Below are 24,438 nucleotides of genomic sequence, written 5' to 3'. Positions count from 1 at the left end.
ACTGGCTTCACCGAATCGAGAGTTCGACGACCTTGCTGTGCGCGCGGCACTGGAAGACAGTCCGGACAGCGGGGTTCACGACCAGGACGCGCAGAGCCGGCAGATCGGTGCCCAATGGAGCGGTCCGGCGATCACCGAGATCACACACCCCACTTTGGTCGTACACGGAGAAGACGATCCACTGATCAAAATCCGGGCCGCCCACGCCATCGCGTCGCGAATTCCCCACGCCCGCACCCTGATCCTTCCTCGTGTCGGGCACGAACTACCCGAACACACGTGGAAGCCACTCGCTGCCGCCATCCGCGGCCTGGCGGACTCGGCGCCCCGAAGTGCACAGTGATGAATCGGCCCCGCACTCGGTCGAGTGCGGGGCCGGGTGACAGCGCGTTCCCGTCGGTCAGATCACTGCTCCCTCGAAGATCACGCTGTACAACCCGATCAGGACAAACGCCGCGACGTAGAGCGGCCCCCGGATCGGGTCGCCGGCACTCGCGCCTTCTTGAAGCCAATTCATGATTTCGATCGATCCCATGTCCCCACTCCTCACGTCACCCTGACAGAGTCCGCGACCGGGTTGCAGTCGCCGGCGCTGACATTACAGCCGGATGCCGTGTCCAGCAGCGGATCACGGAGTCGCGTGGGCCAGAAAAGTCTCCCGCCCTGCACAACACGGTCCCGGGAGGACGGAGTTCCGCCCCCCCCGGGACCGTTGAGACATGTCAGAACAGGCCGGCAGAACCGCTCTGGATCGGGTTGCAACCGCTGATGGTCACCTCGTGCCAGTCCCCGTCCCGGTGGTCCGCCTCGGGTCCGAGGATCATCCGGTACTCGACCTTGTGTGTGTCGGACAACGGATTCGGCAAGGTCACCAGCTGATCGGGGGTGCCGAGCTTCACGGTGTGGATCACGGTTTGGGTCGGCGCATCGGAACGGTAGCCGCCCTTGGGCGCCTCCGGATGGACGGCGGCCTTCAGTCCGGCCAATCGGCCGAGGTCTCCGGAGCCGACACCCGGGTTGATGAGCGGTTCACCATCGACCCGGAAGTCGATTTCGTGGGCGTCGCTGTTGGTGTCGTTGTGGATGGTGAAGTCGACCGAGCACCGGTCGGTGCCCTTCGCGTCGTAGCGGACCGGCAGATCGGGGTTCGACGCCTCCGCCCCGGCGATCCCACCGGCGAGACCCATCCCCACACCCGTCGCGAGCATCGTCGCGGCAATGCGTCCAGCGTTCTTGCGCATCCTGTTTCCTCCCGTTGTTCGGAAATCCCGTTGTTCGGAATTCGGTGTGCACTTCGCACCATGACCCACAAACTGTTGCCCCGCAAGTCATCCGGCCCACTGCCGATCCTCACGAGATCGGTGCCAGGGAAACAGATTTCCCTGCTGCGTCGCGCCCAAACCCGCTTCGGCAGGATTTCCCGACGATCCGCGTGGATTGGTCGAAATGTCCTGCTGATCTCCAGAACTTCACGAGTCACTCCGGAAACAACCCAGCGGTTAGTGATCTGAATCACATTCGAGGGATCTTCACGCGAGTAGGTTCTGACCATGTCGATCTCGCTCTGTGTACTGCTGTGGCCGAAACCTGGGATGGCAAGCTCGTTGACCGCATACGAGGACAAGGTTCTTCGGCTCATCGCCGACCACGGCGGTCGCCTGCTGCAGCGCGCAATCACGGACGGTGCGGAGGGGCACCCTCTGGAGGTTCAGATGCTCACCTTCGAGTCACAGGACGCACTGGACGGCTACATGAGCGACGAGCGTCGACTGGCCCTTGCCGGCGAGCGTGATCGCGCCGTCGCCCGCACCGAGATGATGCGGGTCTCACTCCTCTGACCGGGACGCTCTCGAGGAAGACCACGAGAGTTCAGAAAGTGGAGCCGGTCCGTTCGAGGTAGCGGGCGACGATGCCAAGTTCCTCTTCGCTGAATTCGGCATCGGCGCGGGCGAGAGCGTCGGTGTAGCGACCGTACCGATCGATGATCGGTTGTATCTTCCCCATGTCGATTTCGATATTGATCTGCCGCCGATCCTCGGGGTCGTGCACGCGCCGTACGTAGCCGCTGCGTTCGAGCCGATCGAGAACGCGCGTCACGGTGCTGGTCGGCAATCCGGTTGTTCGGCTGAGCTGCTTCGGCGTACGCACGTCTTCCCGCAGGACGAGCAGGTGCAGAGTTTGGAAGTCGGTGACGAGCAGATCGAACTCGCGTGCGATGCGTTCGTTGCCGAGTACCGCATTGACCAGGGCAACCTGGAGGGCGCGCCGGATGCGGGCGCTGTTCGTGCTGGACACCATTCACCCTCCGTCGTATATTTCCATTACGGGACTATCCCATAATGGAAGGATTGTACCGGGTCCGTCCCCCAGTCCGCCGATCCCGTCGAGGGAGTCATATGTCTGCCACCGGGACGCTGCCCGCATGGCAGAGACCTGCGAACAGCGTCGTAAAGTTCCTGGCCCGTCTCGGCATACCGCTCGGAACGATTCAACATCATCACGATTCCCGGCCGCATCTCCGGAGAGCCGAGATCGACACCCGTCTCGCCGCTGAAGGTCGACGGACGTCGGTATGTCATTGCAGGGCTCGCGAATTCCGGTTGGACAAAGAACGCGCGCGTCGCCACGCACGGACAACTCAGCAAAGGACAGCAGCAGCCGTGTCCCAACCGCCGCCGGCGTGAGGAATATCAGCGATCCGAAGACTCGAGGGTTGCTCGGTGAATCGTTGTTTACGCAAGGTATTACTGCGGTGAAGAATTGTTCACCGCGCCGGAATGCATACGCGCCGGGGTGAACAACGAAAACGAGGTCACGATCTCTTTCGAGTTCGTGACCTCGTCCGTCGCAGTTCGTGGAACTGCACTCTGTGGGCGAAGGGGGACTTGAACCCCCACGTCCCGAAGGACACTGGCACCTGAAGCCAGCGCGTCTGCCATTCCGCCACTCGCCCGAGCAACGCAGAAAACAGTAACACAAGGATCTGGAAAACTACGATTCGGCTGGTCACGGCCATATTCGAGCTTCGGTCGACGGGCCGGAGATGTCGACTTGAACACGCGAGACAATCCGCGACGTCGATTTCTGGGAAAGTGGATACCATGCAGTGGCGAGATCTGCATTGCGACACGCTGAGACCGGAAGGGGGTCGCCATGGGCATCGCCCAACGATTCGAGCGCAAGCTTCAGGCTGCAATCGGCGACGCATTCGCCCGCGTCTTCGGCGGCGGTGTGGTCCCTCAGGAAGTGGAGGCCGCGCTTCAGCAGGAGGCAACCGACGGCATCCAGCATCTCGATCGGGGTCTCATTCTGGCCCCCAACAAGTACGTCATCACCATCAGCGACTCCGATCACGAGGCCCTGGCCGCGGATCGGGACTTGACTGTCAAGGCGTTTGCCCGTCACCTTGAGGACTTCATCCGCGAACAGGAATGGCAGACCTACGGTGACATACAGGTTGTCTTCGAGTCGTCCTCGGCACTGCACACAGGGCAGTTCCGGACTCGCGGCTCGGTCGATCCCGACGCGGGGCGCTCAGCGACGCGCGCCTCGTCCCCGCGGAAACCGCAGAATCGTCCAACCGTGACCCCCGAACCAGGAGTTGGCCCCATGACGCAGAACCCCGGCTACGAACCCAGCCGTGACCCCGCCGAGGCGGAACCGCAGTACGCCCGGAACGGTCACGCGCAGGTGGGCCAGGATCAGCGCTACGCACAGGGCTACCAGAACGGCTCCGGTTACCCGGCGCAGGCCACCTACAGCGAGCAGCCGCAGGCCGGATACGACGCTCCCGCCTACGGCGAGCAGGAGTACGACCCGCAGGGCTACCAGCAAAGTTATGCCCCGCAGGGCGGCTACGACGACCGCAACTACGGCGCGCAGGCCTACAGCCAGGATTACGGGCAGGACTACAACCGCGACTACCAGCAGCCGTACGCCGCTCCGCAGCAGCCGTACGACGACCGCTACCAGCAGCAGGGATACGCTCCCGCGCCCGGCGGTTACGACCAGGGCTACCAGTCACCGCAGGCCTACGGTCAGCAGGCGTACGCCGAACCCGCGTACGACCAGGGCTACGCGGACCAGGGCTACGCCGAGCAGGGCTACGCGGGCGCGGCCGCCTACCAGCCTCCGGCCGGCGCAGGACGTGTTCTCACGGCCACCCTCCAGCTCGAGGACGGCAGCGGCCGCTACTACCAGCTGCGAGAAGGCAGCAACATCATCGGCCGTGGCCAGGACGCCCAGTTCCGCCTGCCCGACACCGGTGTCTCACGACGTCACATCGACATCCAGTGGGACGGGCAGGTTGCAATGCTCTCGGATCTCGGCTCGACCAACGGCACCACCGTCAACGGCGCTTCCGTCCAGGACTGGCAGCTCGCCGATGGTGATGTGATCCGCGCGGGACACTCGGAGATCCTGGTGCGCATCCTCTGATCAGCGGGTATCCAGGAGCAATCGGCTCCGACGAGACCGTCCGACGCGTCTGTGACGCGTCGGACGCTGTATCGAGTCGTCCGATGTCCGTATTGTGGGTGACCGCACCGCACCGGGCGACAGCGAACCGGTCGAACACGCAGAAGGAGGACAAGCCGTGCAGGGGCTGATTCTGCAGCTGACCCGGGCGGGTTTCCTCCTCCTGCTGTGGCTGTTCGTGTGGGCTGTGCTCCGCACCTTGCGTTCCGACATCTACGCCGGCAGCGCCCGACCGTTGCCGCGATATTCGCCCAAGCAGTCGGTTCTACCGTCGCTGGGCAGGGGCAAGACCGCCAAATATCTGGTGGTCACGCAGGGCGCGCTCGCCGGTACCCGGATCACGCTGGGCACTCAACCGGTGCTGATCGGCCGTGCCGACGATTCGACGCTCGTCCTCACCGACGACTATGCGTCGACGCGGCACGCCCGGTTGTCTCCCCGAGGTTCGGACTGGTACGTCGAGGACCTGGGCTCGACGAACGGCACTTATCTCGACCGGGCGAAGGTCACCACCGCTGTCCGCGTCCCCCTGGGCACACCCGTCCGGGTCGGCAAGACCGTGATCGAGCTCCGCCCGTGACACTCGTACTGCGTTACGCCGCCCGCAGCGACCGCGGCCTCGTTCGGTCGAACAACGAAGACTCCGTGTACGCCGGTGCCCGCTTGCTGGCGCTCGCCGACGGCATGGGCGGGCACGCCGCGGGTGAGGTCGCCTCCCAGCTGATGATCGCGGCTCTCGCTCACCTCGACGACGACGAGCCGGGGGGCGATCTGCTCGGCAAGCTCGCCGCGGCCGTCCGCGAGGGCAACGCGTCCATCGCCGACCAGGTCGAGGAGGAGCCCGAACTCGACGGCATGGGCACCACGCTCACCGCCATCCTGTTCGCCGGCAGCAAGCTCGGTCTCGCGCACATCGGCGATTCCCGCGCGTATCTCCTGCGCGACAACAACCTGACCCAGATCACCCGCGACGACACGTTCGTGCAGTCGCTCGTCGACGAGGGCCGCATCACCGCGGAACAGGCCCACACGCACCCGCAGCGCTCGCTGATCATGCGGGCCCTGACCGGTAGCGAGGTGGAACCGACGCTGACCGTGCGCGAGGCACGCGCCGGCGACCGGTATCTGATCTGTTCGGACGGCCTGTCCGATGTGGTCAGCGACGAGACCATCGCCGACACGATGCGCGAGGGCACTCACGACGAGTGCGCCGACCGGCTCATCGAGCTCGCATTGCGCAGCGGCGGTCCCGACAACGTCACGGTCGTGGTGGCCGATGTCATCGACCTCGATTACGGCCAGAGTCATCCCATCGTCGCGGGCGCCGCGTCCACCGACGACGAGGACGACGCCCCACCGCCGAATACGGCTGCGGGCCGCGCGGCGGCGATGCGCCCCCCACGGGCCACCCCCAAGCGCGTGATCACTCCGGCACCGGAGCCCCCGAAGCGGAAACACAGCCGCCTGTGGTGGCCGCTCGTCGCTGTTCTGCTCATCGCGGTCGTGGCGTCCGCGGTGCTGGTGGGCCGACAGCTGATCCGCAACAACTACTACGTGGGCGCCGACGACGCCCGCGTGACCGTGCTGCGCGGTGTGCCCGGCAGCGTGTTCGGTTATTCGCTGCAGGACGCAGCGCTGGTCGGGTGCCTCGACGACGACGGTGAACTGACCCTCGTGTCGCCCGCCGATGCCCAGTGCCGGGTCATGGTCGTCGAAGACCTGCAGCCCGCGGCGCGCGAACAGGTGCGGGCCGGGCTGCCCTCGGGTTCGCTGGACGACACCCGCACGCAGATGAGCCGCCTCGCCGAGCAGGATCTCCTGCCGGTGTGCGTGGTCGAGGAGAAGCCGCCGGCCGAACCGACCTCGTCGGCGCCGGGTCCCCTGCCCGGAGAACCGGCACCCGGAGCGCCCCTGCCGGGTCAGCCGCCCGCCACGGGCGAGGTCCCCCCGACACCGGCGCCGGGTGAACCGCAACCGGGTGGACCCACGGCGCCCGGCGAACCTCTACCGGCGGCACCACCGGCCGAGGCGGCACCGGAAACTACCGCCGCGCCCGAACCGGCACCCGCCCCTCAGATCCCTGGTCAGAACTGCAGGGTAGGCGCCTGATGTCGGTATCCCAAGGCGCGGGGGCCTTTCCGAGTCCCCCGGGTGGTTTTGCTCCGGCCCCGCTCCAGTCGACCCGCCGTAACACCGAACTGCTGCTGATCCTCGCGGCGATCGGCATCACCACCGTGTCCCTCATGCTCGTCGAGGCCGGTCTCGAGCAGACCCTCACCATGGACCTCGCGAAGTACGGCCTGACGTACGCGGGGTTGTTCCTCATCGCGCATCTCGCGGTGCGCCGATTCGCGAAGTACGCCGATCCGCTTCTGCTGCCCATCGTGGCGCTGCTCAACGGGCTCGGCCTGGTATTGATCCACCGACTGGACCTCGCGGACCAGGAGAGCGCCCGCTTCATGGGTCTGCCGCCACCGTCACCGGACGCCACCCAGCAGGTGCTGTGGACAGCGCTGGGTATCGCCCTGTTCATCGCGGTACTCGTGTTTCTGCACGACTACCGGCTGCTGGCGCGCTACAGCTACACACTCGGTCTGATCGGGCTGGTGGCTCTCGCCATCCCGGCGCTGCTGCCGTCCCGGTTCTCCGAGGTCAACGGCGCCAAGATCTGGATCAAGCTTCCCGGATTCAGCATCCAGCCCGGCGAGTTCGCCAAGATTCTGCTCATCATCTTCTTCGCATCGGTGCTCGTCGCGAAACGCGACCTGTTCACCACCGCGGGCAAGCATTTCCTCGGGATGGACTTCCCGCGAGCCCGCGACCTCGGCCCGATCCTCGCCGCCTGGATCATCTCCATCGGCGTGATGGTGTTCGAGAAGGATCTGGGCACCTCACTGCTGCTGTTCACCACCGTGCTGGTGATGCTGTACATCGCGACCGAACGCGTCGGATGGCTGATCATCGGTTTCACGCTGCTTGCCGTCGGCTTCTATTTCGCCTACCAGATGTTCGGACACGTGCGGGTGCGCGTCGAAACCTGGATGGACCCGCTCGCCGACTACAACAACACCGGATACCAGATCTCCCAGTCGCTGTTCGGGCTCGCCACCGGCGGTGTCGCGGGCACCGGCCTCGGCAGCGGCAGACCCTCGCAGGTGCCGTTCGCGAAGACCGACTTCATCGTCGCCGCCATCGGTGAAGAACTCGGTCTCATCGGGCTCACCGCGATCCTGCTGCTCTTCCTGACCCTCATCGTGCGCGGGCTGCGCACAGCCCTCGCGGTGCGCGACAGCTTCGGCAAACTTCTCGCCGCCGGCCTGTCGTTCACCCTCGCCGTGCAGATCTTCGTGGTGGTCGGCGGCGTCACCAAACTCATTCCGCTGACGGGACTGACCACCCCGTTCGTCTCGTACGGCGGTTCGTCCCTGCTCGCCAACTACCTGCTGCTCGCCCTGCTCATGAAGATTTCCCACGCCGCCCGTGAACCTGCCACACCCCGCAAGAAGGCACCTCCGCCCATTGCGGACGTCCCGACGGAAATGATGGGGCGCGAATGAACGTTTCGCTCCGCAAAGTCGCCACGGCGGTGATGTTCATGGTCGTCGCACTGCTCGCCAACGCCACGTACGTGCAGGTGATCAAGGCCGACGACCTGCGCACCGACCCGCGGAACTCTCGCGTGCTCATCGACGAGTACTCGCGTCAGCGCGGCCAGATCTCGGCTGCCGGCCAGGCCCTGGCAGTGTCGGTACCCACCGACAGCCGCTACAAGTACCTGCGTCAGTACCCGGCGACGCCGACACAACCCATGAGCCCGCTCGCCTACGCGCCCGTCACCGGGTTCTACTCGATGCAGTACGGCAGCGCGGGACTCGAACGAACCGAGGACTCGGTGCTCAACGGCTCCGACAGCTCGCTGTTCGGCCGCCGATTCTTCGACCTCGTGTCGGGCCGCGATCCGCGCGGTGGGAATGTCGTCAGCACCATCGACCCCCTCATGCAGCAGGTCGCGTACGACGAAATGACTTCCCGCGGTTACACCGGGTCCGTCGTCGCGATCGAACCGAGCACGGGTCGCATCCTCGCGATGGTGAGCACCCCGAGTTACGACCCCAACCGGTTGTCGGGACACGACGGCGCCGTCACGTCGCAGGCCTGGGACGAACTGAACGCCGACCCGGACAAGCCGATGCTCAACCGCGCGATCTCGCAAACCTACCCACCCGGTTCGACGTTCAAGGTCGTCGTGACCGCAGCCGCTCTCGAAGCCGGGGTCACGCCCGACAGCCTCTTCACGGCCGCACCGAACATCACTCTGCCCGACACGGCGACGACCCTCGAGAACTACGGCGGCGCCGCGTGCGGAGGAGAGGCGACCGTGACTCTGCGCACCGCCTTCGCGCTTTCTTGCAACACGGCGTTCGTCGAGATGGGCATCGCGAGCGGACGCGAAGCCCTCGCGGAGCAGGCCGAAGCCTTCGGCATCGGTGAAAGCATCGATGTGCCGCTGCCGGTCGCGCCCAGCACCATCGGCCAGATCCCGGACGGCGCCGCGCTCGGCCAGTCCAGCATCGGCCAGCGCGACGTAGCGCTGACTCCGCTGCAGAGCGCCGTCATCGCGGCCACCGTCGCGAACGGTGGCGTCCGGATGCAGCCGTACCTCGTCGACCGGTTGCAGGGACCGGACCTCGCGGTGATCGACGAAACCACTCCCGAGTCGGCCGGGCAGGCCATGTCCCCCGAGGTCGCCGCGACACTGACCGACCTGATGATCGGCGCGGAAAACAATGCGGGTGGTCAGGGTTCGATTCCGGGCGTACAGATCGCGTCGAAGACGGGTACGGCCGAGCACGGCAGCGACCCCCGTAACACCCCGCCCCACACGTGGTATATCGCCTTTGCCCCCGCGCAACAGCCCACGGTCGCGGTGGCGGTCATCGTGGAAGACGGCGGAGACCGGGCACTCGCGGCAACCGGCGGCTCGGTTGCCGCGCCAATCGGACGGGCCGTGATGGCGGCCGGATTACAGGGAGGCTGACATGGCTTTGAGCAGCGGCGCCATGATCGCCGACCGCTATCGACTTCAACGGCTCATCGCCACCGGCGGCATGGGGCAGGTGTGGGAGGGACTCGACACCCGGCTCGACCGGCGGGTGGCGGTGAAGGTCCTCAAGTCGGAACTGTCCGGCGACCCGGACTTCCTCGCCCGGTTCCGGTTCGAGGCCCGCACGACCGCACAGCTCAACCACCCCGGTATCGCCGGGGTTTTCGACTACGGCGAGACCAGCGACAGCGAGAACCAGTCCATCGCCTATCTCGTGATGGAGCTCGTGCACGGCGAACCGCTCAATGCGGTGCTGGCCCGGGTCGGGCGACTGTCACTGCCGCACGCGTTGGACATGCTCGAGCAGACCGGCCGCGCACTGCAGGCCGCGCACAATGCCGGGGTGGTGCACCGCGACGTCAAGCCCGGCAACATCATGATCACCCCGACCGGACAGGTGAAGATCACCGACTTCGGTATCGCCAAAGCCGTCGACGCGTCTCCGGTGACCCGCACCGGGATGGTCATGGGCACCGCCCAGTACATCGCCCCGGAGCAGGCTCTCGGTCAGGAAGCGACATCGGCCAGCGACGTGTATTCGCTCGCGGTCGTCGGCTACGAGGTGCTGTCCGGTCGGCGTCCCTTCCTCGGCGACAGCGTCGTCACGGTTGCGATGAAGCACGTGCAGGAGACCCCGGCGCCGCTGCCGTCGGATCTTCCGGCCGAGGTGCGCGAGCTCATCGAGATCGGAATGGCGAAGGATCCGCTGTATCGCTATACGAACGGCGGCGAGTTCGCCAACGCCGTCGCCGCGGTGCGCTCCGGTCGCCCTCTGCCCCCACCGGGCAATGTTCCCCCGGTGACCAGCGCAGACCGGGTTCTGCCGCCGGGTGTTCCGGGAACGTCGGCGCCGACCGCCGCGACCCGTGCGCTGCACCCGACCCAGCACTACACCCCGACCGGATACACGAACGGACCGAGAATCGCCGCCGGGCAACCCCCGACGGCCGGGCAACCCCCGATCGGTCCGCTGCCTGCCGGTGGAGGTACCGGCGGCGACAGCCGGTCACCGAGCCCCAAGGCGCTCGCGTGGGCGGCCGGCGCCGCCATCGTGCTGGCTCTCGTCACCCTCGGCATCGTGCTGCTGGGCGGCGACGACGAGGCTCCGGCGCCTCAGCCGACGCAGACCACGCAGATCACCCGGCCGACGCAGACCACGACGACCACCACCACGCGGGCACCCGAACCGACCACCACGACCGAGCGGACCCTTCCGGTTCCGATCCCGGTGCAGCCGCCGACGTTCGACACGCCTACCCCTGTCGAACCGACGACCACCGCGGAGACGACGGTGGAGACGACCACACCGGCTCCGACCACCACCGCCACCACGACCACCGCGACGACGACCACCACCGCCACCCCGCCTGTAGAGACGGGTGGCGTCGAGACTCCTGCGGAAGGCACCGGGGGTACCGGCGCCGAGGGTGAGACCGGAGCCGGAACCGGTGACGCAGAAACAATCTCCGATTCAGACGCCGCAAACGCTGCATATTCATCGACGGACACTCAAGGAACGTAATGACCACACCGCGCAAGCTGTCCTCACGCTACGAGCTGGGTGAGATCCTCGGCTTCGGTGGCATGTCCGAGGTGCATCTGGCACGGGATCTGCGGCTCGGCCGCGATGTGGCAATCAAGGTTCTGCGCGCCGATCTGGCCCGCGATCCCACGTTCTACCTGCGTTTCCGTCGGGAAGCCCAGAATGCGGCAGCACTGAACCATCCCGCGATCGTCGCGGTGTACGACACGGGTGAGGCAGAAACCGAAGCCGGTCCTCTGCCTTACATCGTGATGGAGTACGTCGAAGGCGACACGTTGCGCGACATCGTGCGCCGCGACGGGCCGATGGTTCCGAAACGGGCGATGGAAGTCATCGCCGATGTGTGCGCCGCCCTCGACTTCAGCCACCGCAACATGATCGTGCACCGCGACGTCAAGCCCGCGAACGTCATGATCAACAAAGCCGGCGCGGTGAAGGTGATGGACTTCGGTATCGCCCGGGCGATCTCGGATGCGGCGAGCCCGATGACGCAGACCGCCGCCGTGATCGGCACCGCCCAGTACCTGTCGCCGGAACAGGCCCGCGGCGAGCAGGTCGACGCACGTTCCGACGTGTACTCAGTGGGCTGCGTGCTGTTCGAGATCCTCACCGGGGAGCCACCTTTCAAGGGCGATTCCCCCGTGGCGGTTGCCTATCAGCACGTGCGGGAAGATCCGCCGTTGCCGTCGTCGGTGAATCCGTCGGTGCCGTCCGAACTCGATTCCGTGATCCTCAAAGCGATGGCGAAGAATCCGGCCAACCGCTACCAGAGCGCCGCCGAGATGCGCAGCGACCTCATCCGGGTCCTGAGCGGGCAACGTCCGAGCGCGCCGATGGTGATGACCGACGAAGACCGCACGACGATGATCGACTCCGTCGACTCCGGTTCCGGGCATCGGAACCAGCGCGCCACAGCGGTCGGGGCAGCCGCGGGTGCCGCACCGGACCGGCGGGACGAGGGCAGCGGTGGCGGTTCGATCCTCAAACGGATTCTGCTCGGGGTCGCGGCGCTCGTCGTCGTCGCCATCGTGGGTGTGTTCCTGTGGTCGCTCGGTCCGGGTGCGACCGCCGCTCAGGTCGCTGTGCCGGACGTTCGTAACCTTCCCGCCGAGGTCGCCGAGGGCCGGTTGCTGGACGCCGGTTTCCGGGTGTCCACCCAGCAGAAGCCCGATGCGGTGATCGCGAACGGCAACGTCATCAACACCCGGCCGGTGCCGGCGTCGCAGGCCGAAGAGGGATCGACGGTGACGCTGGAGGTGTCCAGTGGACCCGAGCAGGTGCAGATCCCGCGGCTTTCCGGGTTGACGCAGCAGAAGGCCGCCCAGGAACTGGGTGCGTCCGGCCTGCGGCTGGACCCGAATGTGCTGCGGGCTCCGTCCGATGCCGACGAGATCGACACCGTGGTCGAGCAGAGCCCCGAGCCGGGCGCGAGCATCGACCGCGACAGCGCCGTGACCATCACGCTCGGTACCGGACCCGAGCAGATCCGAGTGCCCAATGTTGTGGGGCAGACCGCCGAGGTGGCCCGCGGAAACATCGAAGGCGCCGGTTTCGAGGTGGTCGTCGAGCAGATCGAGTCGAGCGCGACGGCCGGGACGGTGGTGTCGAGCAGCCCGTCGGGTGGTTCGTCCACTGCCCAGGGCTCCACGGTCACCATCCAGGTGTCCACCGGCGACCGGATCGAGATGCCGGTGCTGACGAACCGTTCGGTGTCGGAGGCGCTGTCGACGCTGCGCGCTGCCGGCTGGACCGGCTCGGCTGCCCAGCTCAACCAGACACGTGAGGCGACGCTCGACGTGGACCTGGTCGGCACCGTGATCACGCAGCAGCAGCCGCCCGGATCCGAGATTTCGAAGACCGAGACCATCACCGTCGGTGTGGGTGTCCTCGGTATCCGCTAGTCACCGCTGGATACGGACGGGGCCCGGGCTGGAGGCCCGGGCCCCGTCCGTATCTGTAGAACGCTCAGGCGGCGCCACCGTCGAGTGCGCGCGCCATCTCGGCCTCGAGTTGCGCGACGAGCTCCTCGTCGGGTGCCTCGCCGCACACCGCGAGCCAGTTCGCGAGCATCCGATGCCCACCCTGGGTGAGGACCGACTCGGGATGGAACTGCACGCCATGGATCGGCAGCTCGGTGTGCCGCAGGGCCATGATGATCCCGTTGTCGGTATGCCCGGTCGGTTCGAGTTCGGCGGGCAGCGTCTCCGGCAGGACGGTCAGCGAATGGTAGCGGGTCGCGATGAAGGGGTCCGGCAGACCCGCGAGGACACCGGTGCCGTTGTGCCGCACCACGCTGGTCTTGCCGTGGAGAAGTTCCGGGGCACGGTCCACGGTCGCGCCGAACGCCACACCGATGGACTGGTGCCCGAGGCACACGCCGAGCAGCGGGGTCTTCGCGTCGGCGCACGCCTTGACCAGATCGATGCTGGCACCGGCCCGCTCGGGGGTGCCGGGGCCGGGGCTGAGCAGAATCCCGTCGAACTCGTCGGCGACGCGGGCGAGTGCTCCCGGGGCGGTGAGCCGATCGTCGTCGTTGCGCCAGACCTCGGCCCGCGTTCCGAGCTGGCCGAGGTACTGCACCAGGTTGAACACGAAGCTGTCGTAGTTGTCGACGACGAGAATGCGCATGGTCAGAGGGTACTCGGACGCTAACGTGCGGACGCGCCCCCGGTGTAGGCGGGCACGCTGAGGTCGTCGCCGGTCTGCTGTGTGTATCCGAGCCCGAATCTGGTCGCGTACTGCTTGTATACCGTGATGCCGGGCTCGGCCGCGAGCGCCGCCTCGAGGCGACCCGGATCGCCGAGCGCGGTGACCACGTACGGGGGCGAATAGGTGCGCCCGTGCAGCAACAGGGTGTTGCCGATGCACCGCGGCGCCGACGTCGCGACGATCCGCTGGTCCTGCATCGCCATGGCCTCGGCGCCCCCGGTCCACAACGCGTTGAGCACGCTCTGCACGTCCTGCTGGTGCACGACCAGGTCGTCGGGTCTGGCGTCGGAGGGATATCGGCCGTCGGCGTTGCGCGGCGCGTCGGTGAGCGTGACGGTGACTCCGGGACCGCGGCGTCCGGTGAGCCCGGCGGGGTCCTCGAGGGCGGACAGGTCGTCGAGGACCGCGGCGACGTCGCTGTCGGTGGTGGCGGCACGGGCCTGGAGCTGCGCGACACGTTCGGACAGGTCGTCGCGGGTGGCGGCGAGATCGTCCGCTTGGGCCTGCGCTGCGCGCACGAGATCCGACAGGCGGGGCGAGTCACCGACGCGCAACTCGTCCCCGTCGGAAACTCCGCGAGTCGTGCCGAGCAGCAGACCTGCGACGAGACACACGGCCAGGGTCGCAGAACCCCAGGCCAGCCCGGGTAGCCGCCCCTTCGACACTCGAACCTCCGTTTCGGTCCTTACGTTAGCGTGTACTGCACAGGTAGCTGCCCAACCTACTCCGCTCCCCCGTGGGCGGAGTCGTACGAGCGAGGACATCATGCCCAAGTCGAAGGTCCGGAAGAAGACCGATTCCCCGGCCCGCCCGGTAAGCCGCACACCGGTCAAGGTGAAGGCCGCACCGTCGAGCACCATCTACGTGTCGGTGATGCTCGGCCTGATGATCATCGGGTTGCTGTGGTTGATCGTCTACTACCTCGCTGCAGAGCAGATTCAGTGGATGAACGATCTGGGTGCGTACAACTTCCTCATCGGTTTCGGGTTCATGGTCGCCGGGTTGATCATGACGATGAAGTGGCGTTGACGGACCTGCCCGACCCTGTGGATTACAGAGTTGTTATTCATCCCCACCTGGGGATAAGTCTGTGCACAACATCTGATCCGGGCGTGGCGTGAGTACGGGCACCGGGCTGCAATGGTCCACCCGGCCCGCCGCTGTCGCCGCGCTCGCGGTCGGTGGCGCGGTACTCGCGGTCGCGGCGACTGTGGTCGCCACCGACCCGGCCGGACGGTTTCTGGTGGGATTCGCCGCGGTGCTGGCGCTCGCGACAGCGGCGCTGGCGCTGCGGCAGCGACCGCGCCTCGCGGTGCTCCCCGACGCGACCGGGATCGCGGTGACCCGGCTGACGGGCCGTCGTGAATATTCACGACCGGAGCTGCACCGCGTCCGCCTCGTCGACTATCCGCGGCTCGGGCGACGGGTACCGATGCTCGAGATCGACATCCGCGACCCGCACAGCGGCACCGAGCAACTCATGATCTTCGGGCGCTGGGATCTGGGCGCCGATCCGCGCGACGTGTACGACGCGCTCGCGGCACGTGGCCTCGCCCCCGATCAGACCCCGAGCTGATCGCGCAACCGCATCACGGCGAGCACCACCACCAGCGCGCACAGCACGGCCACCGCGGCGAGCGCGATCCAGCCCGTCCGGACGATTCGTGCGCGGTCGCTGCCCGCACCGAGAACCTGCGGGGCATAGAGCAGGGCCGCAGTGGCCAGCGCACCGGCGACGAGTCCGCCGAGGTGACCCCACAGGGAGATGCCGGGGATGGTGATGCTGATGAAGACGTTCAAGGCGACTATGGTGAGGACGGGAGCGGGACTGCGCCGCATCCGCAGCAGGATCACGGCCTGCGCGCCGAGCAACCCGAACACCGCACCGGACGCGCCTGCCGTGACCGCGTCGGTCTGGAGCATCATCACCGCGGCGGAGCCGCCGAGGATCGACACGAGATACACCGCGAGGTAGCGGGCGCGTCCGAGCACGAGCTCGGTGTCGCGGCCGATGATCCACAGCGCGAACATGTTCACCGCGAGGTGCAGGATCCCGAAGTGCAGAAATCCGCTGCCTAGAATGCGGATGTAGTCGCCGGAGGCGGCGATCATGGGCGGCCACAGCGCCCAGTCGAGGAACAGCCGTGACGCCTGCTCGTTGTTCATCACGCTGCCGGACTGCGCCGCGGTGATTCCGAAGATCACGACGTTCAGTGCGATGAGCACGTAGGTCACGAGCGGGGTGTCACGGCCGCTGCGCATAGGCGCCCCGGCGACCGTGCGGGCCTGCGGTGTGCTGCGTCGCGCTTCGGCGACACAGTCCGTGCACTGGTGGCCGACCGCGGCGGGTTGCAGGCAGTCGGGGCAGAACGGCCGCCCGCACCGGGTGCAGGCGAGGAGCGTCGGGCGGTCGGGGTGGCGCACGCACCGCGGCTGGGGTGGCCGGCCGCCACCCTCGGCCGCCGGGCCCCAGCCGGGGTTCGTCATGTGTGCTCTCTCAGGCGACGGTGATGCTGTTGATCACGACTTCGTCGACCGGTCGGTCGCTGCGGTCGGTGGCGGTGGTGGCGATGGCGTCGACGACCTTCCGCGACTCCGGGTCCACGACCTCACCGAAGATGGTGTGGCGACGGTTCAGGTGCGGCGTGGCGCCGACCGTGATGAAGAACTGCGAGCCGTTGGTGCCGGGCCCGGCGTTGGCCATCGCGAGCAGGTACGGACGGTCGAACTGCAGTTCCGGGTGGAACTCGTCGCCGAACTGGTATCCCGGGCCACCGCGGCCGGTGCCGGTGGGATCTCCACCCTGAATCATGAAGCCGTCGATGATGCGGTGGAAGACTGCGCCGTCGTAGAACGGGCCGCTGGTCTCGCCCTTCGCATTCTGGGTCTTGTACTCCTTCGTGCCGTTCGCGAGGCCGACGAAGTTCTCGACCGTCTTCGGCGCGTGGTTGCCGAACAGGGCGATGGCGATGTCTCCACGGTTGGTGTGGAGCGTGGCGGTTGCTGTCTGGTTTGGTGAAGTCACTCCCCCATGGTGCCATCCCCGTGTTTCACACCGCCGTTGTGACACAGTGGAGCGCATGACGAGAGTGAGCGAGTCCAGCACCGACAGTGGTTTCTGCCCCGGTCTCGTGTATCCGCCGAAGGAGTCCGGCAACCTCGGTGCCGCCCTGCGCGTAGCGGGCGACGGCGCGGTCGCGCTGGCCCAGGGTTCGACGGCTGCCGGCCTGCTCGTGACCCGTAAGGGCCTCGAGTTCGCCCGAGATGTTGCCGGTCCGGCGCTGCGTGCCCGCAAGGAGACCGCTCTGCTGAAGTCCGTCGTGTCCGAGAAGCCGCGGAGGCGCGCTCGGGTGGGAGGCAAGGCGTTGATCGTCGTCGGTGCCATCGGTGCGATCGTCGGCGGGGGTGCCGTGTTCTATCGCAGCCGGCGGCCCGACCATCCGCCGATCGCGCCGGAGCCGCCGCGGGTGCGGCCGGTCGAGACCGGCGAGGCACCCTCCGGTCACTGACCGGTTCTCACATCGGAGCAGGTTTCTCGTCTCGAAACTCGTCCCCGACGGCCGGGAGTTCGGGATGCGTCGGTGACTCGTCGACCCGGCTACCGAGTTCCTTTTCGACACTGCGGATCTGGCTGTCCACGATGCGGCGGGAGATGAAGTGGAGCAGGGCGATCAGAGCGAAAAGAATCGGTACGGACGCAACGAATTCCATAGGTCACCTCCAACTCGATCCGGCGGGATCGGTGGGGTCGGGAGAAGCGGCACGTCGACTGTGACTACCCGAGGGTAGGCCCGTCATCCGGGGTGTCGCACCCTCTGCGGCGCTGGTGAGGCGGTGATTTGCTTCACACGCCCGGTTACCGATGGGTACCGATTTTCTCCATTCGTGTGACCCCTACCACACAAAAGTGGATACTCCCCGGTAGACACACTTCCGGGGAGGTCACGCCATGACTGAGAAGACCCACGTCACCGAAGAGCAGGCCCGCGCGGTTGCGGAGGAGGCCCGCGAGGCCGGCTGGGAGAAACCTTCATTTGCGAAAGAACTGTTTCTCGGCCGGTTGACCCTCGATCTCGTCCACCCCTTTCCCCGCCCCACGCCCGACGAAGATGCACGCACCGAGGAATTTCTGACGTCCCTGCGCAACCTCTGCCGGACCATGGACGGCGCGGTCATCGAGCGCGACGCGAAAATCCCCGACGAATTTGTCAAGGGCCTCGCCGAACTCGGTTGCTTCGGCATGAAGATCCCCCCGGAGTACGGCGGTCTGGGCCTGTCGCAAGTCGCCTACAACCGGGCATTGATGGTGGTAGCGGGCATACATCCGAGCATCGGGGCCCTGCTGTCGGCGCACCAGTCGATCGGCGTGCCCGAGCCGCTCAAGCTTGCGGGCACACCCGAGCAGAAGAAGAAGTTCCTGCCTCGCTGTGCTCGCGGCGCGATCTCGGCGTTCCTGCTCACCGAGCCCGACGTCGGATCCGATCCCGCCCGTCTCGCCTCCACCGCCACCCCCATCGACGACGGCGACGCCTACGAACTCGACGGCGTCAAACTCTGGACCACCAACGGTGTCGTCGCCGAACTGCTCGTGGTCATGGCGCGTGTTCCCCGCAGCGACGGGCACCGCGGCGGCATCTCGGCGTTCGTCGTCGAAGCGGATTCCCCGGGGATCACGGTTGAGCGACGCAATTCGTTCATGGGCCTGCGCGGCATCGAGAACGGAGTGACACGCCTGTACAAGGTGCGCGTTCCCAAGGAGAACCTCATCGGCCGGGAAGGCGACGGCCTGAAGATCGCGCTCACCACCCTCAACGCCGGACGCCTCGCGATTCCGGCCATGTGCGCCGGCGCCGGCAAGTGGGCGGTCAAGATTGCCCGCGAGTGGTCCGCGGCGCGTGTCCAGTGGGGTAAGCCGCTCGGTGAGCACGCCGCGGTCGCGGCGAAGATCTCGATGATCGCGGCCACCACATATGCACTCGAATCGGTGGTCGAACTGTCCGGGCAGATGAACGACGAGCAGCGTAACGACATCCGCATCGAAGCTGCGCTCGCCAAACTCTGGTCCAGCGAAATGGCGTGCAAGATAGCCGACGACCTGGTTCAGATACGCGGTGGCCGCGGCTACGAGACGGCGGCGTCGCTCGCGGCGCGCGGTGAGCGCGCGGTCCCGGCCGAACAGGTGCTGCGCGATCTGCGCATCAACCGGATCTTCGAGGGGTCGAGCGAGATCATGCGCCTGCTCGTGGCCCGAGAGGCCGTCGATGCGCACCTGCGCGCCGCCGGTGATCTCGCCGATCCGAGGGCCACCCGTGAGGCGAAGGCCAGAGCCGCCGCAAAGGCCAGCGGCTTCTACGCCAAATGGCTACCGAAACTCGTCGCCGGCAAGGGGCAGATTCCCAATGCATACGGTGAATTCGGTTTGCTGGCACAGCATCTCAGGTATATCGAGCGTGCCTCCCGCAAGCTCGCCCGGTCCACCTTCTACGGGATGGCCCGCTGGCAGGCCGCACTCGAACAGCGCCAGAACTTCCTCGGCCGAATCGTCGATATCGGCGCCGAACTCTTCGCGATGTCGGCGTGCTGCGTCCGCGCCGAACGGCAACGCAGCGACGGTCATCCCGGTGCCGATGCCGCGTTCGAACTGGCGGACGTGTTCTGCCAGCAGGCCCGGCTGCGGGTCGAGGCGTTGTTCGACACGTTGTGGACCAACACCGACGACGTCGACCGGCGCCTGACCCAGGGTGTTCTCGAGGGCCGTTATACCTGGCTCGAGAACGGTGTGCTGGACCAGAGCGAGGGCACCGGGCCGTGGATCACCGAATGGTCCCCGGGTCCGTCGGGTGAGGAGAACGTCGCACGCAGGATCATCGACACGCGGCATTCGGTGTAGCCGCCGATCAGAACGCGCCGCAGTTCGACGGCGCGGCCTCGTCGAGGAACCTGGCCTCGAGGTACGCCACCGACTCCGGCATTCCGGCGATCATCGGCACCAGGTGGTTGACCATGAAGCCGGGCAGGACCGGCGGAGTGGGGTTCGGGGAGAACTGAACCGTGGCGCCTTGCCCACACCAGTCGAGGGCGAGTTCCCGACCCTGCCCGTACGGCACGGTGTCGTCCTGCGTGCCGTGCTGAAGTAGCACGGGGACGGCCGGTGTCATCGTTCCGATCTTCTGCTCCGCGAGGATCTTCTGCACCTGCGGAAGTCGTCCGAGCACCACGTCGAGCGGTTCCCCGGTGCGTGTGTAATCGCTGGTGCGCTGGAATCCGTACCGCGCGATCGTCTCCGGAACACACTGGTTCGCAACCGCTGCCAGCATCTCGCGGCCACGGTCGTTGATCTCGGCATCGACCTCGTCGCCGATCTCCGGGTAGGCGTGGGCGAGTCCGTTGATGCTGTAGCCGATCGCGCCGGTGAGCAGTGTCCCGTCGATCTGCTTCAGCGTCGCAACGAGATCGGCGGGCGGAGCACCGACGTACGCGCCCTTCAGGTTCAGTTCGGGAGCGTAGGTCGGGGCGAGTTCGGCAGCCGCGCCGGTCGCTCCACCGCCCTGCGAGTAACCGAACAGGCCTACCGGGCTGTCGGGCGTGACGGACGTGCCAGGGAGGTTCAGCGCAGCGCGGGCGGCGTCGAGCACGGCGTGGGCCTGCGCCGGACGGTTGACGTACGTGTGGTGCCCGGGGGTGCCGAGCCCGTCGTAATCGGTGACGACCACGGCGATCCCGCGCAGCAGCATCGCGTTGATAGAGATCAGCTCGTATTCGGTGAACAAGTCCAGCGGCGGTGTGTAGGCCACCAGTCCACCGAGATTCTTGGACGGAGCGCACTGGTCGCCCTGGCCGTGCGTGCCGACCGCGAGCGCCACGAGCGGCCGATCGCCCGGCCCGTTCCACGGCACGGACGGTTCGAGATACGTGCCGCCCACCGCATTCGGCGCGCCCTTCGCGTCGTTGCTGCGATACAGCAACCGGGTGCCCTGCGCCGGGAAGATCCCTTCGGCAGTGGGTACCCGGATCGCGAGGTCCGACGGTGCGCTGCGGAGAACATCTCCCGGCCCACCCGTGGGCAGCGGACTCGGCGGCAGGTAGAAGTCGGCGTCGGCACCCGCCGTTGCCGGTGCCGCGAGAAGGCCGCCCACGAGTGCCGCGGATGTCAACGCTGCGGAGACCCATTTCCGGGCACGACCCACCGCCATAGTTCCTCCACATTTCGAAGAATTCCGTGTGCCGCGTGTCACGGCGGTACGCACTGTAACACTTAACTTACCGGCCCGTAAGAACCGCGGAAAGGGCTGTGATCAGCCTGAAAGAGGCTCGTCCGCATGTGTGGTGTGGTCACTGTTCCGGCGCCGGGCAGCACGACGGCCGGCAGCCGAATGCCGGCGCGTACCTACCCCGCCGCAGATCCGGTGGGCGATGATACGGCGCGGCATCTCTCCGGGGCGACCCGTGGGGAGCAAGATGTACGCGAATCGTTACCTAGCGGGAGGATGGGCATGGCAATCGGGGTGGGGCTCCGGATCGGCAGGATCGTGTCCACAGCAGTGGTCGCGTCCAATGAACCCGGCACACCCGATCCCGTGGTGATCGCGCGCGACACGGTGCTGCACATCGACCACGACGGCACCACCTCCCTCGGCGGCTCGGGCCGCTCGGAAAACGAAATGCGCACGTTGGCCGGTTTCCTGCCGCGCGTCGGCGAACCGTCCGGTGTCACCGCCAGCGACGGCCGCGTCTACCGCGCCGAAGACGCCATGGCCACCGCCGTGCACTGCCTGCTCAGCGAATGCCATCCGCTGCCGACCTTCGGGGGTCTCGACGAGGACACCGATCCCGGATATACCGCGACCTACCCCTCGCACTGGGATCAGTCCACCGTCGCGGCACTGCGCGCGGCTCTCGACTATGCCGAATTGCGGCACGTGAATCTGGTATCCGACGCGGAGGCCGCCGCGACCTGGTACGCCTCCGAGATCTCCGAAAGCCCAGGCCAACTCGTGGGCGTCTATCACGTCGACGACAGCGGCTCCACGGTCACGCTCGTCCGTTCCGGTGTGCCTGCCGGTAAGGCATTCCGGACGGCGGCGAAGAGTGCGCCCTCGGCCGCCGCTCAGCTCGCGACCGCACTCGGTTCGTTCGGCTGGCTGCCGCACAACCTCGACGCTGTCGTGGTCATGGGCGACGGTCTCATCGCCCGCGACCGGTCGCAGATCCAGCAGATCGCCAACAGTCTCTCGACGAAGCTGATGGTGCGCAGTCTCGTCGGCCCCGGCCCCGAGCAGACGGCGGCGCTGGGTGCGGCGATTCTCGCAGCAGGCTTCACCCCAGCGCGAGAAACCAAGGCGCGCATCGGTTTACCGCCGTCCTACGACGAAACCGACGTGCTCACCGGCGGCCTCGCGCGTCTGCGTGTGATCGAGAACCGGATGGACGAGGTTCCCGTCGTCACCGTCACGGTCGAGAGCGACGCGCACAGCGACGCCGTCGTCGACCCCCCCTCGCCGTCACGTCTGTACCTGATTGTCGCGGCAGTGGTCGTCGTGCTGCTCGTCGCGCTCGTCGTACTGCTCTGAGGCGCTACTGCTGCGGGGGAGCCTCGGCGATCGACGCGAGTTCGGCCGCGTCCTCGGCCCCGAACTTTTCTTCGAGCGTTTCCGGTGTGTAGTCGAGATCGATTTCCTCGACCGGGCGACCCCGCGCGGATTCGATTGCGCCGAGCCGTCTTTGCGCGCGGTCGGCAGCGTAGGACACGAACTCGTCCGGATCCAGACCGTAGGGTTGTTCGTCGAACTGGTCGTTGACCCATCCGATCATTCCGAGTGCCATCGGGAGGAGCTCGTTCATGCGCTCCTGCACGACATTCCAGTTCGAATCGTCGGCCGCCACGTGTCGCCGGCACGTGAACGTTCCCCATGCCATGTGCCGCCGCTCGTCGTCGCCGATCCGCCGGATCAACTCCTGCATGCCGGGCAGGATGCCCCGGGTGGTGCACACCTTCTGCCACGCGTAATAGCCGGTGAGGGCGAGGCTGCCTTCGATCACGTGGTTGTAGGTGACACTGGCCCGCACCTGGTTGGCGGGAGACGGATCGGTGTCGAGGACGCGCAGCGAGTGCGGCAACTCCTCGTAGAACAACTGCCGGTAGAACGGATTGTCCGCGACGTACGGGTGCAGATCCGACGTGAGGCCGACGGCGTCCATCCACATCCTGAAGACCTGCATGTGCTTCGCTTCCTCGAAGCAGAACTGCGTCAGGTACATCTCGTCGCCCATCCGGCCTTCCGCGGCCATGGCGCGCAGGAACGGCTGGATATCCTGCGTGACCGCCTCCTCACCTGCCGCGAACTGCGCAACCAGATACGTCGAGCTGCGCTGTTGTTCCGAATTCAGCTCTGCCCAGTCGGCGGCATCGTGGGAGAAGTCGAGATCGTGCGGATCCCAGAACTTGCCGTTGCCCTTCGCGAAAAGCCGCAGCGGGAAGGCGTCCCAATTGAGGCCGCCTTCCCGCAACGACGCGAACCCCTGACGTTCATGTGTTACCCCGGTCACACATATCAGGCTAGTCCGAGATCCACCGGCCGGTGCCCGATTGGGTCAACCGTCCAGAAGGACGTCGCCCGGATACCCGCCCGGACCGAATCCGGGCGGAATCACGAACACCGCAGACCCGACAGGCGTGATCCACGGATTGAGGGCGTCGTGTTCGGCGAGACGCTGCTGCACGGGCACGAACTGCCTGTCCACGTCGGCCTGGTACGCGGCGAACAGCAGCCCCGCACCGTCGTCGTCGTAGTTGTAGCCGCGACGCAGAAACCGCTCGTCGGCGGTGCGGGGGCGTGCCCGGGCCACGTGCGACTCCGGCGGAATGATCGGAATGCCGTAGTCGTCCGTGGCCTCGAAGTCCGCGTCGTCGTGTTCGGCGGTGCCGGTCAGCGGTGCCCCGTTGGAATGGAACCGGCCGAGCGCCAGATCGCGTGCGGGCCGGTCCAGTTCGTCCCACGTGTCGAGCTCCATCCGGATCCGGCGCAGCACGAGCGACGTGCCGCCCGTCAGCCACGCCGGCTCACCGGGATTCCATACCTGCCGATCGAAATCGGGACCGGCGGGAGCGGGGTTGACGGTGCCGTCCAGCTGACCCATCAGGTTTCGCATCGTCGCCCCCTCGGGCCGGGTTCCCACCGCGTGACGGAATCCGCGCTGGATCCATCGCACCGACGCGACCGACCGCACGCTCTTCGTCAGCACCCGGATCGCGTGGGACACGGCGACGGGATCGTCCGCGCCCACCTGCAGCAACAGGTCGCCGCCGCTCCAGCGTTCCTCGAGTCGGTCGATGGAGAAGGCGGGCAGCGGTCGCAACCACGTGGGTCGCTGCCCGGCCAGCCCGGCAGCATCGAAGACCGCCGGCCCGTAGCCGACCGTGACCGTCAGCCGCGCCGGATCCACCGCGAGTTCCGGCTCGGTGTCGCCGAGAGCGGGTTCGCCCGAGGTGAGCCGCCGCGCGTCCTCGGCCCAGACCTTCATGATGCCCACCACGGTTCCGCGGTCGGCGTCCGGTTTCAGGTCGAGTGCGGCGAACGCCGCGAACGCCTGTGCTTCGGTGGCGATA

25 protein-coding genes and 1 tRNA gene are annotated in these 24,438 nt (G+C 67.0%); 14 read left to right on the top strand and 12 right to left on the bottom strand.

The genetic code is table 11. The features are described 5' to 3' along the window. Positions 1 to 37: 37 nt before the first annotated feature. Positions 38 to 343 carry an alpha/beta fold hydrolase gene (locus tag Q8814_RS09165; RefSeq protein WP_330151696.1) on the top strand — a complete coding sequence of 102 codons (306 nt, stop codon included), beginning with the start codon at positions 38 to 40 and terminating at the stop codon, positions 341 to 343. Positions 344 to 400: 57 nt separating this feature from the next. On the opposite strand, the gene Q8814_RS09160 is transcribed toward Q8814_RS09165, so the two are convergent. Both Q8814_RS09160 and Q8814_RS09155 read right to left on the bottom strand, forming a co-directional pair. Continuing rightward, complete coding sequence (locus tag Q8814_RS09160) at positions 401 to 535, bottom strand: hypothetical protein (RefSeq protein ID WP_330151695.1); 135 nt, start codon at positions 533 to 535, stop codon at positions 401 to 403. Positions 536 to 722: 187 nt separating this feature from the next. Beyond that, on the bottom strand, positions 723 to 1,241 hold the full coding sequence (locus Q8814_RS09155; protein ID WP_330151694.1) for a hypothetical protein: 519 nt from the start codon (positions 1,239 to 1,241) through the stop codon (positions 723 to 725). Between the two features lie 309 nt (positions 1,242 to 1,550). Here Q8814_RS09155 and Q8814_RS09150 point away from each other — a divergent pair, with 309 nt between their 5' ends. Further along, entirely contained in the window at positions 1,551 to 1,838 is a 288-nt protein-coding gene (locus Q8814_RS09150; RefSeq protein ID WP_330151693.1) for a hypothetical protein, read from the top strand. Between the two features lie 31 nt (positions 1,839 to 1,869). Here Q8814_RS09150 and Q8814_RS09145 read toward each other — a convergent pair whose 3' ends face one another. After that, entirely contained in the window at positions 1,870 to 2,298 is a 429-nt protein-coding gene (locus tag Q8814_RS09145) for a MarR family winged helix-turn-helix transcriptional regulator (protein ID WP_330151692.1), read from the bottom strand. Positions 2,299 to 2,870: 572 nt separating this feature from the next. After that, a tRNA-Leu gene (locus tag Q8814_RS09140) sits at positions 2,871 to 2,953 on the bottom strand. A gap of 200 nt (positions 2,954 to 3,153) precedes the next feature. Between Q8814_RS09140 and Q8814_RS09135 the strand changes: the two genes are divergently transcribed. The 7 genes from Q8814_RS09135 (at position 3,154) to pknB (ending at position 13,024) form a co-directional block, all read left to right on the top strand. Then, the gene (locus Q8814_RS09135; RefSeq protein ID WP_330151691.1) at positions 3,154 to 4,437 is read left to right on the top strand and encodes a DUF3662 and FHA domain-containing protein; all 1,284 of its coding nucleotides are present in this window, start codon (positions 3,154 to 3,156) and stop codon (positions 4,435 to 4,437) included. Positions 4,438 to 4,594: 157 nt separating this feature from the next. Further along, complete coding sequence (locus Q8814_RS09130) at positions 4,595 to 5,056, top strand: FHA domain-containing protein FhaB/FipA (protein ID WP_330151690.1); 462 nt, start codon at positions 4,595 to 4,597, stop codon at positions 5,054 to 5,056. Further along, the gene (locus tag Q8814_RS09125) at positions 5,053 to 6,585 is read left to right on the top strand and encodes a PP2C family protein-serine/threonine phosphatase (protein WP_330151689.1); all 1,533 of its coding nucleotides are present in this window, start codon (positions 5,053 to 5,055) and stop codon (positions 6,583 to 6,585) included. Before Q8814_RS09130 ends, Q8814_RS09125 begins: the two co-directional genes overlap by 4 nt. Further along, on the top strand, positions 6,585 to 8,033 hold the full coding sequence (locus tag Q8814_RS09120; RefSeq protein WP_330151688.1) for an FtsW/RodA/SpoVE family cell cycle protein: 1,449 nt from the start codon (positions 6,585 to 6,587) through the stop codon (positions 8,031 to 8,033). Before Q8814_RS09125 ends, Q8814_RS09120 begins: the two co-directional genes overlap by 1 nt. Then, on the top strand, positions 8,030 to 9,514 hold the full coding sequence (locus Q8814_RS09115; RefSeq protein ID WP_330151687.1) for a peptidoglycan D,D-transpeptidase FtsI family protein: 1,485 nt from the start codon (positions 8,030 to 8,032) through the stop codon (positions 9,512 to 9,514). The genes Q8814_RS09120 and Q8814_RS09115 overlap by 4 nt, the downstream gene beginning before the upstream one ends. A gap of 1 nt (position 9,515) precedes the next feature. Further along, a complete protein-coding gene (locus Q8814_RS09110; protein WP_330151686.1) occupies positions 9,516 to 11,102 on the top strand; it encodes a serine/threonine-protein kinase in 1,587 nt (528 codons plus the stop codon). Further along, positions 11,102 to 13,024 carry a Stk1 family PASTA domain-containing Ser/Thr kinase gene (pknB, locus tag Q8814_RS09105; RefSeq protein WP_330151685.1) on the top strand — a complete coding sequence of 641 codons (1,923 nt, stop codon included), beginning with the start codon at positions 11,102 to 11,104 and terminating at the stop codon, positions 13,022 to 13,024. The genes Q8814_RS09110 and pknB overlap by 1 nt, the downstream gene beginning before the upstream one ends. Positions 13,025 to 13,088: 64 nt before the next feature. Here pknB and Q8814_RS09100 read toward each other — a convergent pair whose 3' ends face one another. Beyond that, complete coding sequence (locus Q8814_RS09100) at positions 13,089 to 13,751, bottom strand: aminodeoxychorismate/anthranilate synthase component II (protein ID WP_330151684.1); 663 nt, start codon at positions 13,749 to 13,751, stop codon at positions 13,089 to 13,091. Positions 13,752 to 13,771: 20 nt separating this feature from the next. Beyond that, entirely contained in the window at positions 13,772 to 14,497 is a 726-nt protein-coding gene (locus Q8814_RS09095; protein WP_330151683.1) for a DUF881 domain-containing protein, read from the bottom strand. 100 nt (positions 14,498 to 14,597) lie between these two features. Here Q8814_RS09095 and crgA point away from each other — a divergent pair, with 100 nt between their 5' ends. Then, positions 14,598 to 14,861 carry a cell division protein CrgA gene (gene crgA / locus Q8814_RS09090; RefSeq protein ID WP_330151682.1) on the top strand — a complete coding sequence of 88 codons (264 nt, stop codon included), beginning with the start codon at positions 14,598 to 14,600 and terminating at the stop codon, positions 14,859 to 14,861. 88 nt (positions 14,862 to 14,949) lie between these two features. Continuing rightward, on the top strand, positions 14,950 to 15,408 hold the full coding sequence (locus tag Q8814_RS09085) for a PH domain-containing protein (RefSeq protein ID WP_330151681.1): 459 nt from the start codon (positions 14,950 to 14,952) through the stop codon (positions 15,406 to 15,408). On the opposite strand, the gene Q8814_RS09080 is transcribed toward Q8814_RS09085, so the two are convergent. Both Q8814_RS09080 and Q8814_RS09075 read right to left on the bottom strand, forming a co-directional pair. Further along, positions 15,393 to 16,319 carry a rhomboid family intramembrane serine protease gene (locus Q8814_RS09080; protein ID WP_330151680.1) on the bottom strand — a complete coding sequence of 309 codons (927 nt, stop codon included), beginning with the start codon at positions 16,317 to 16,319 and terminating at the stop codon, positions 15,393 to 15,395. The two genes, Q8814_RS09085 and Q8814_RS09080, sit on opposite strands and share 16 nt — an antisense overlap. A gap of 10 nt (positions 16,320 to 16,329) precedes the next feature. Next, positions 16,330 to 16,857, bottom strand: coding sequence for a peptidylprolyl isomerase (locus tag Q8814_RS09075; RefSeq protein WP_330151679.1), 528 nt, complete (start codon positions 16,855 to 16,857; stop codon positions 16,330 to 16,332). A 55-nt stretch (positions 16,858 to 16,912) separates the two neighbouring features. Here Q8814_RS09075 and Q8814_RS09070 point away from each other — a divergent pair, with 55 nt between their 5' ends. After that, complete coding sequence (locus Q8814_RS09070; protein WP_330151678.1) at positions 16,913 to 17,341, top strand: hypothetical protein; 429 nt, start codon at positions 16,913 to 16,915, stop codon at positions 17,339 to 17,341. A 7-nt stretch (positions 17,342 to 17,348) separates the two neighbouring features. On the opposite strand, the gene Q8814_RS09065 is transcribed toward Q8814_RS09070, so the two are convergent. Then, complete coding sequence (locus tag Q8814_RS09065; RefSeq protein WP_330151677.1) at positions 17,349 to 17,543, bottom strand: hypothetical protein; 195 nt, start codon at positions 17,541 to 17,543, stop codon at positions 17,349 to 17,351. Between the two features lie 238 nt (positions 17,544 to 17,781). On the opposite strand from Q8814_RS09065, the gene Q8814_RS09060 reads away from it, so the two are divergent. After that, positions 17,782 to 19,722 (top strand): acyl-CoA dehydrogenase family protein, encoded by a 1,941-nt coding sequence (locus Q8814_RS09060; protein ID WP_330151676.1) that lies wholly within the window; start codon positions 17,782 to 17,784, stop codon positions 19,720 to 19,722. A gap of 7 nt (positions 19,723 to 19,729) precedes the next feature. Here the strand turns inward: Q8814_RS09060 and Q8814_RS09055 are convergent, their stop codons facing one another. After that, positions 19,730 to 21,025, bottom strand: a complete 1,296-nt coding sequence (locus Q8814_RS09055; protein ID WP_330151675.1) for a lipase family protein — start codon at positions 21,023 to 21,025, stop codon at positions 19,730 to 19,732. 300 nt (positions 21,026 to 21,325) lie between these two features. On the opposite strand from Q8814_RS09055, the gene Q8814_RS09050 reads away from it, so the two are divergent. After that, on the top strand, positions 21,326 to 22,402 hold the full coding sequence (locus Q8814_RS09050) for a hypothetical protein (RefSeq protein WP_330151674.1): 1,077 nt from the start codon (positions 21,326 to 21,328) through the stop codon (positions 22,400 to 22,402). Positions 22,403 to 22,406: 4 nt separating this feature from the next. Here Q8814_RS09050 and Q8814_RS09045 read toward each other — a convergent pair whose 3' ends face one another. Next, positions 22,407 to 23,378, bottom strand: coding sequence for a R2-like ligand-binding oxidase (locus Q8814_RS09045; protein WP_330151673.1), 972 nt, complete (start codon positions 23,376 to 23,378; stop codon positions 22,407 to 22,409). A gap of 45 nt (positions 23,379 to 23,423) precedes the next feature. Next, a partial coding sequence (locus Q8814_RS09040; protein ID WP_330151672.1) for a Dyp-type peroxidase occupies positions 23,424 to 24,438 on the bottom strand: 1,015 nt, incomplete at its 5' end.

This window comes from Rhodococcus chondri, from assembly GCF_036327435.1.
Taxonomy (GTDB): domain Bacteria; phylum Actinomycetota; class Actinomycetes; order Mycobacteriales; family Mycobacteriaceae; genus Rhodococcus; species Rhodococcus chondri.
The sequence above is the reverse complement of the archived record's forward strand: the minus strand, read 5'-3'. Positions and strand labels throughout refer to the sequence as shown.

Bases quoted from the DNA above. Each gene is read 5' to 3' on its own strand.
- Q8814_RS09115 (WP_330151687.1), top strand. From the start codon at position 8,030: ATGAACGTTTCGCTCCGCAAAGTCGCCACGGCGGTGATGTTCATGGTC.
- Q8814_RS09050 (WP_330151674.1), top strand. From the start codon at position 21,326: ATGGCAATCGGGGTGGGGCTCCGGATCGGCAGGATCGTGTCCACAGCA.
- Q8814_RS09145 (WP_330151692.1), bottom strand. From the start codon at position 2,298: ATGGTGTCCAGCACGAACAGCGCCCGCATCCGGCGCGCCCTCCAGGTT.
- Q8814_RS09135 (WP_330151691.1), top strand. From the start codon at position 3,154: ATGGGCATCGCCCAACGATTCGAGCGCAAGCTTCAGGCTGCAATCGGC.
- pknB (WP_330151685.1), top strand. From the start codon at position 11,102: ATGACCACACCGCGCAAGCTGTCCTCACGCTACGAGCTGGGTGAGATC.
- Q8814_RS09070 (WP_330151678.1), top strand. From the start codon at position 16,913: ATGACGAGAGTGAGCGAGTCCAGCACCGACAGTGGTTTCTGCCCCGGT.
- Q8814_RS09160 (WP_330151695.1), bottom strand. From the start codon at position 535: ATGGGATCGATCGAAATCATGAATTGGCTTCAAGAAGGCGCGAGTGCC.
- crgA (WP_330151682.1), top strand. From the start codon at position 14,598: ATGCCCAAGTCGAAGGTCCGGAAGAAGACCGATTCCCCGGCCCGCCCG.
- Q8814_RS09150 (WP_330151693.1), top strand. From the start codon at position 1,551: ATGTCGATCTCGCTCTGTGTACTGCTGTGGCCGAAACCTGGGATGGCA.
- Q8814_RS09080 (WP_330151680.1), bottom strand. From the start codon at position 16,319: ATGACGAACCCCGGCTGGGGCCCGGCGGCCGAGGGTGGCGGCCGGCCA.
- Q8814_RS09155 (WP_330151694.1), bottom strand. From the start codon at position 1,241: ATGCGCAAGAACGCTGGACGCATTGCCGCGACGATGCTCGCGACGGGT.
- Q8814_RS09100 (WP_330151684.1), bottom strand. From the start codon at position 13,751: ATGCGCATTCTCGTCGTCGACAACTACGACAGCTTCGTGTTCAACCTG.
- Q8814_RS09055 (WP_330151675.1), bottom strand. From the start codon at position 21,025: ATGGCGGTGGGTCGTGCCCGGAAATGGGTCTCCGCAGCGTTGACATCC.
- Q8814_RS09060 (WP_330151676.1), top strand. From the start codon at position 17,782: ATGACTGAGAAGACCCACGTCACCGAAGAGCAGGCCCGCGCGGTTGCG.
- Q8814_RS09110 (WP_330151686.1), top strand. From the start codon at position 9,516: ATGGCTTTGAGCAGCGGCGCCATGATCGCCGACCGCTATCGACTTCAA.
- Q8814_RS09065 (WP_330151677.1), bottom strand. From the start codon at position 17,543: ATGGAATTCGTTGCGTCCGTACCGATTCTTTTCGCTCTGATCGCCCTG.
- Q8814_RS09120 (WP_330151688.1), top strand. From the start codon at position 6,585: ATGTCGGTATCCCAAGGCGCGGGGGCCTTTCCGAGTCCCCCGGGTGGT.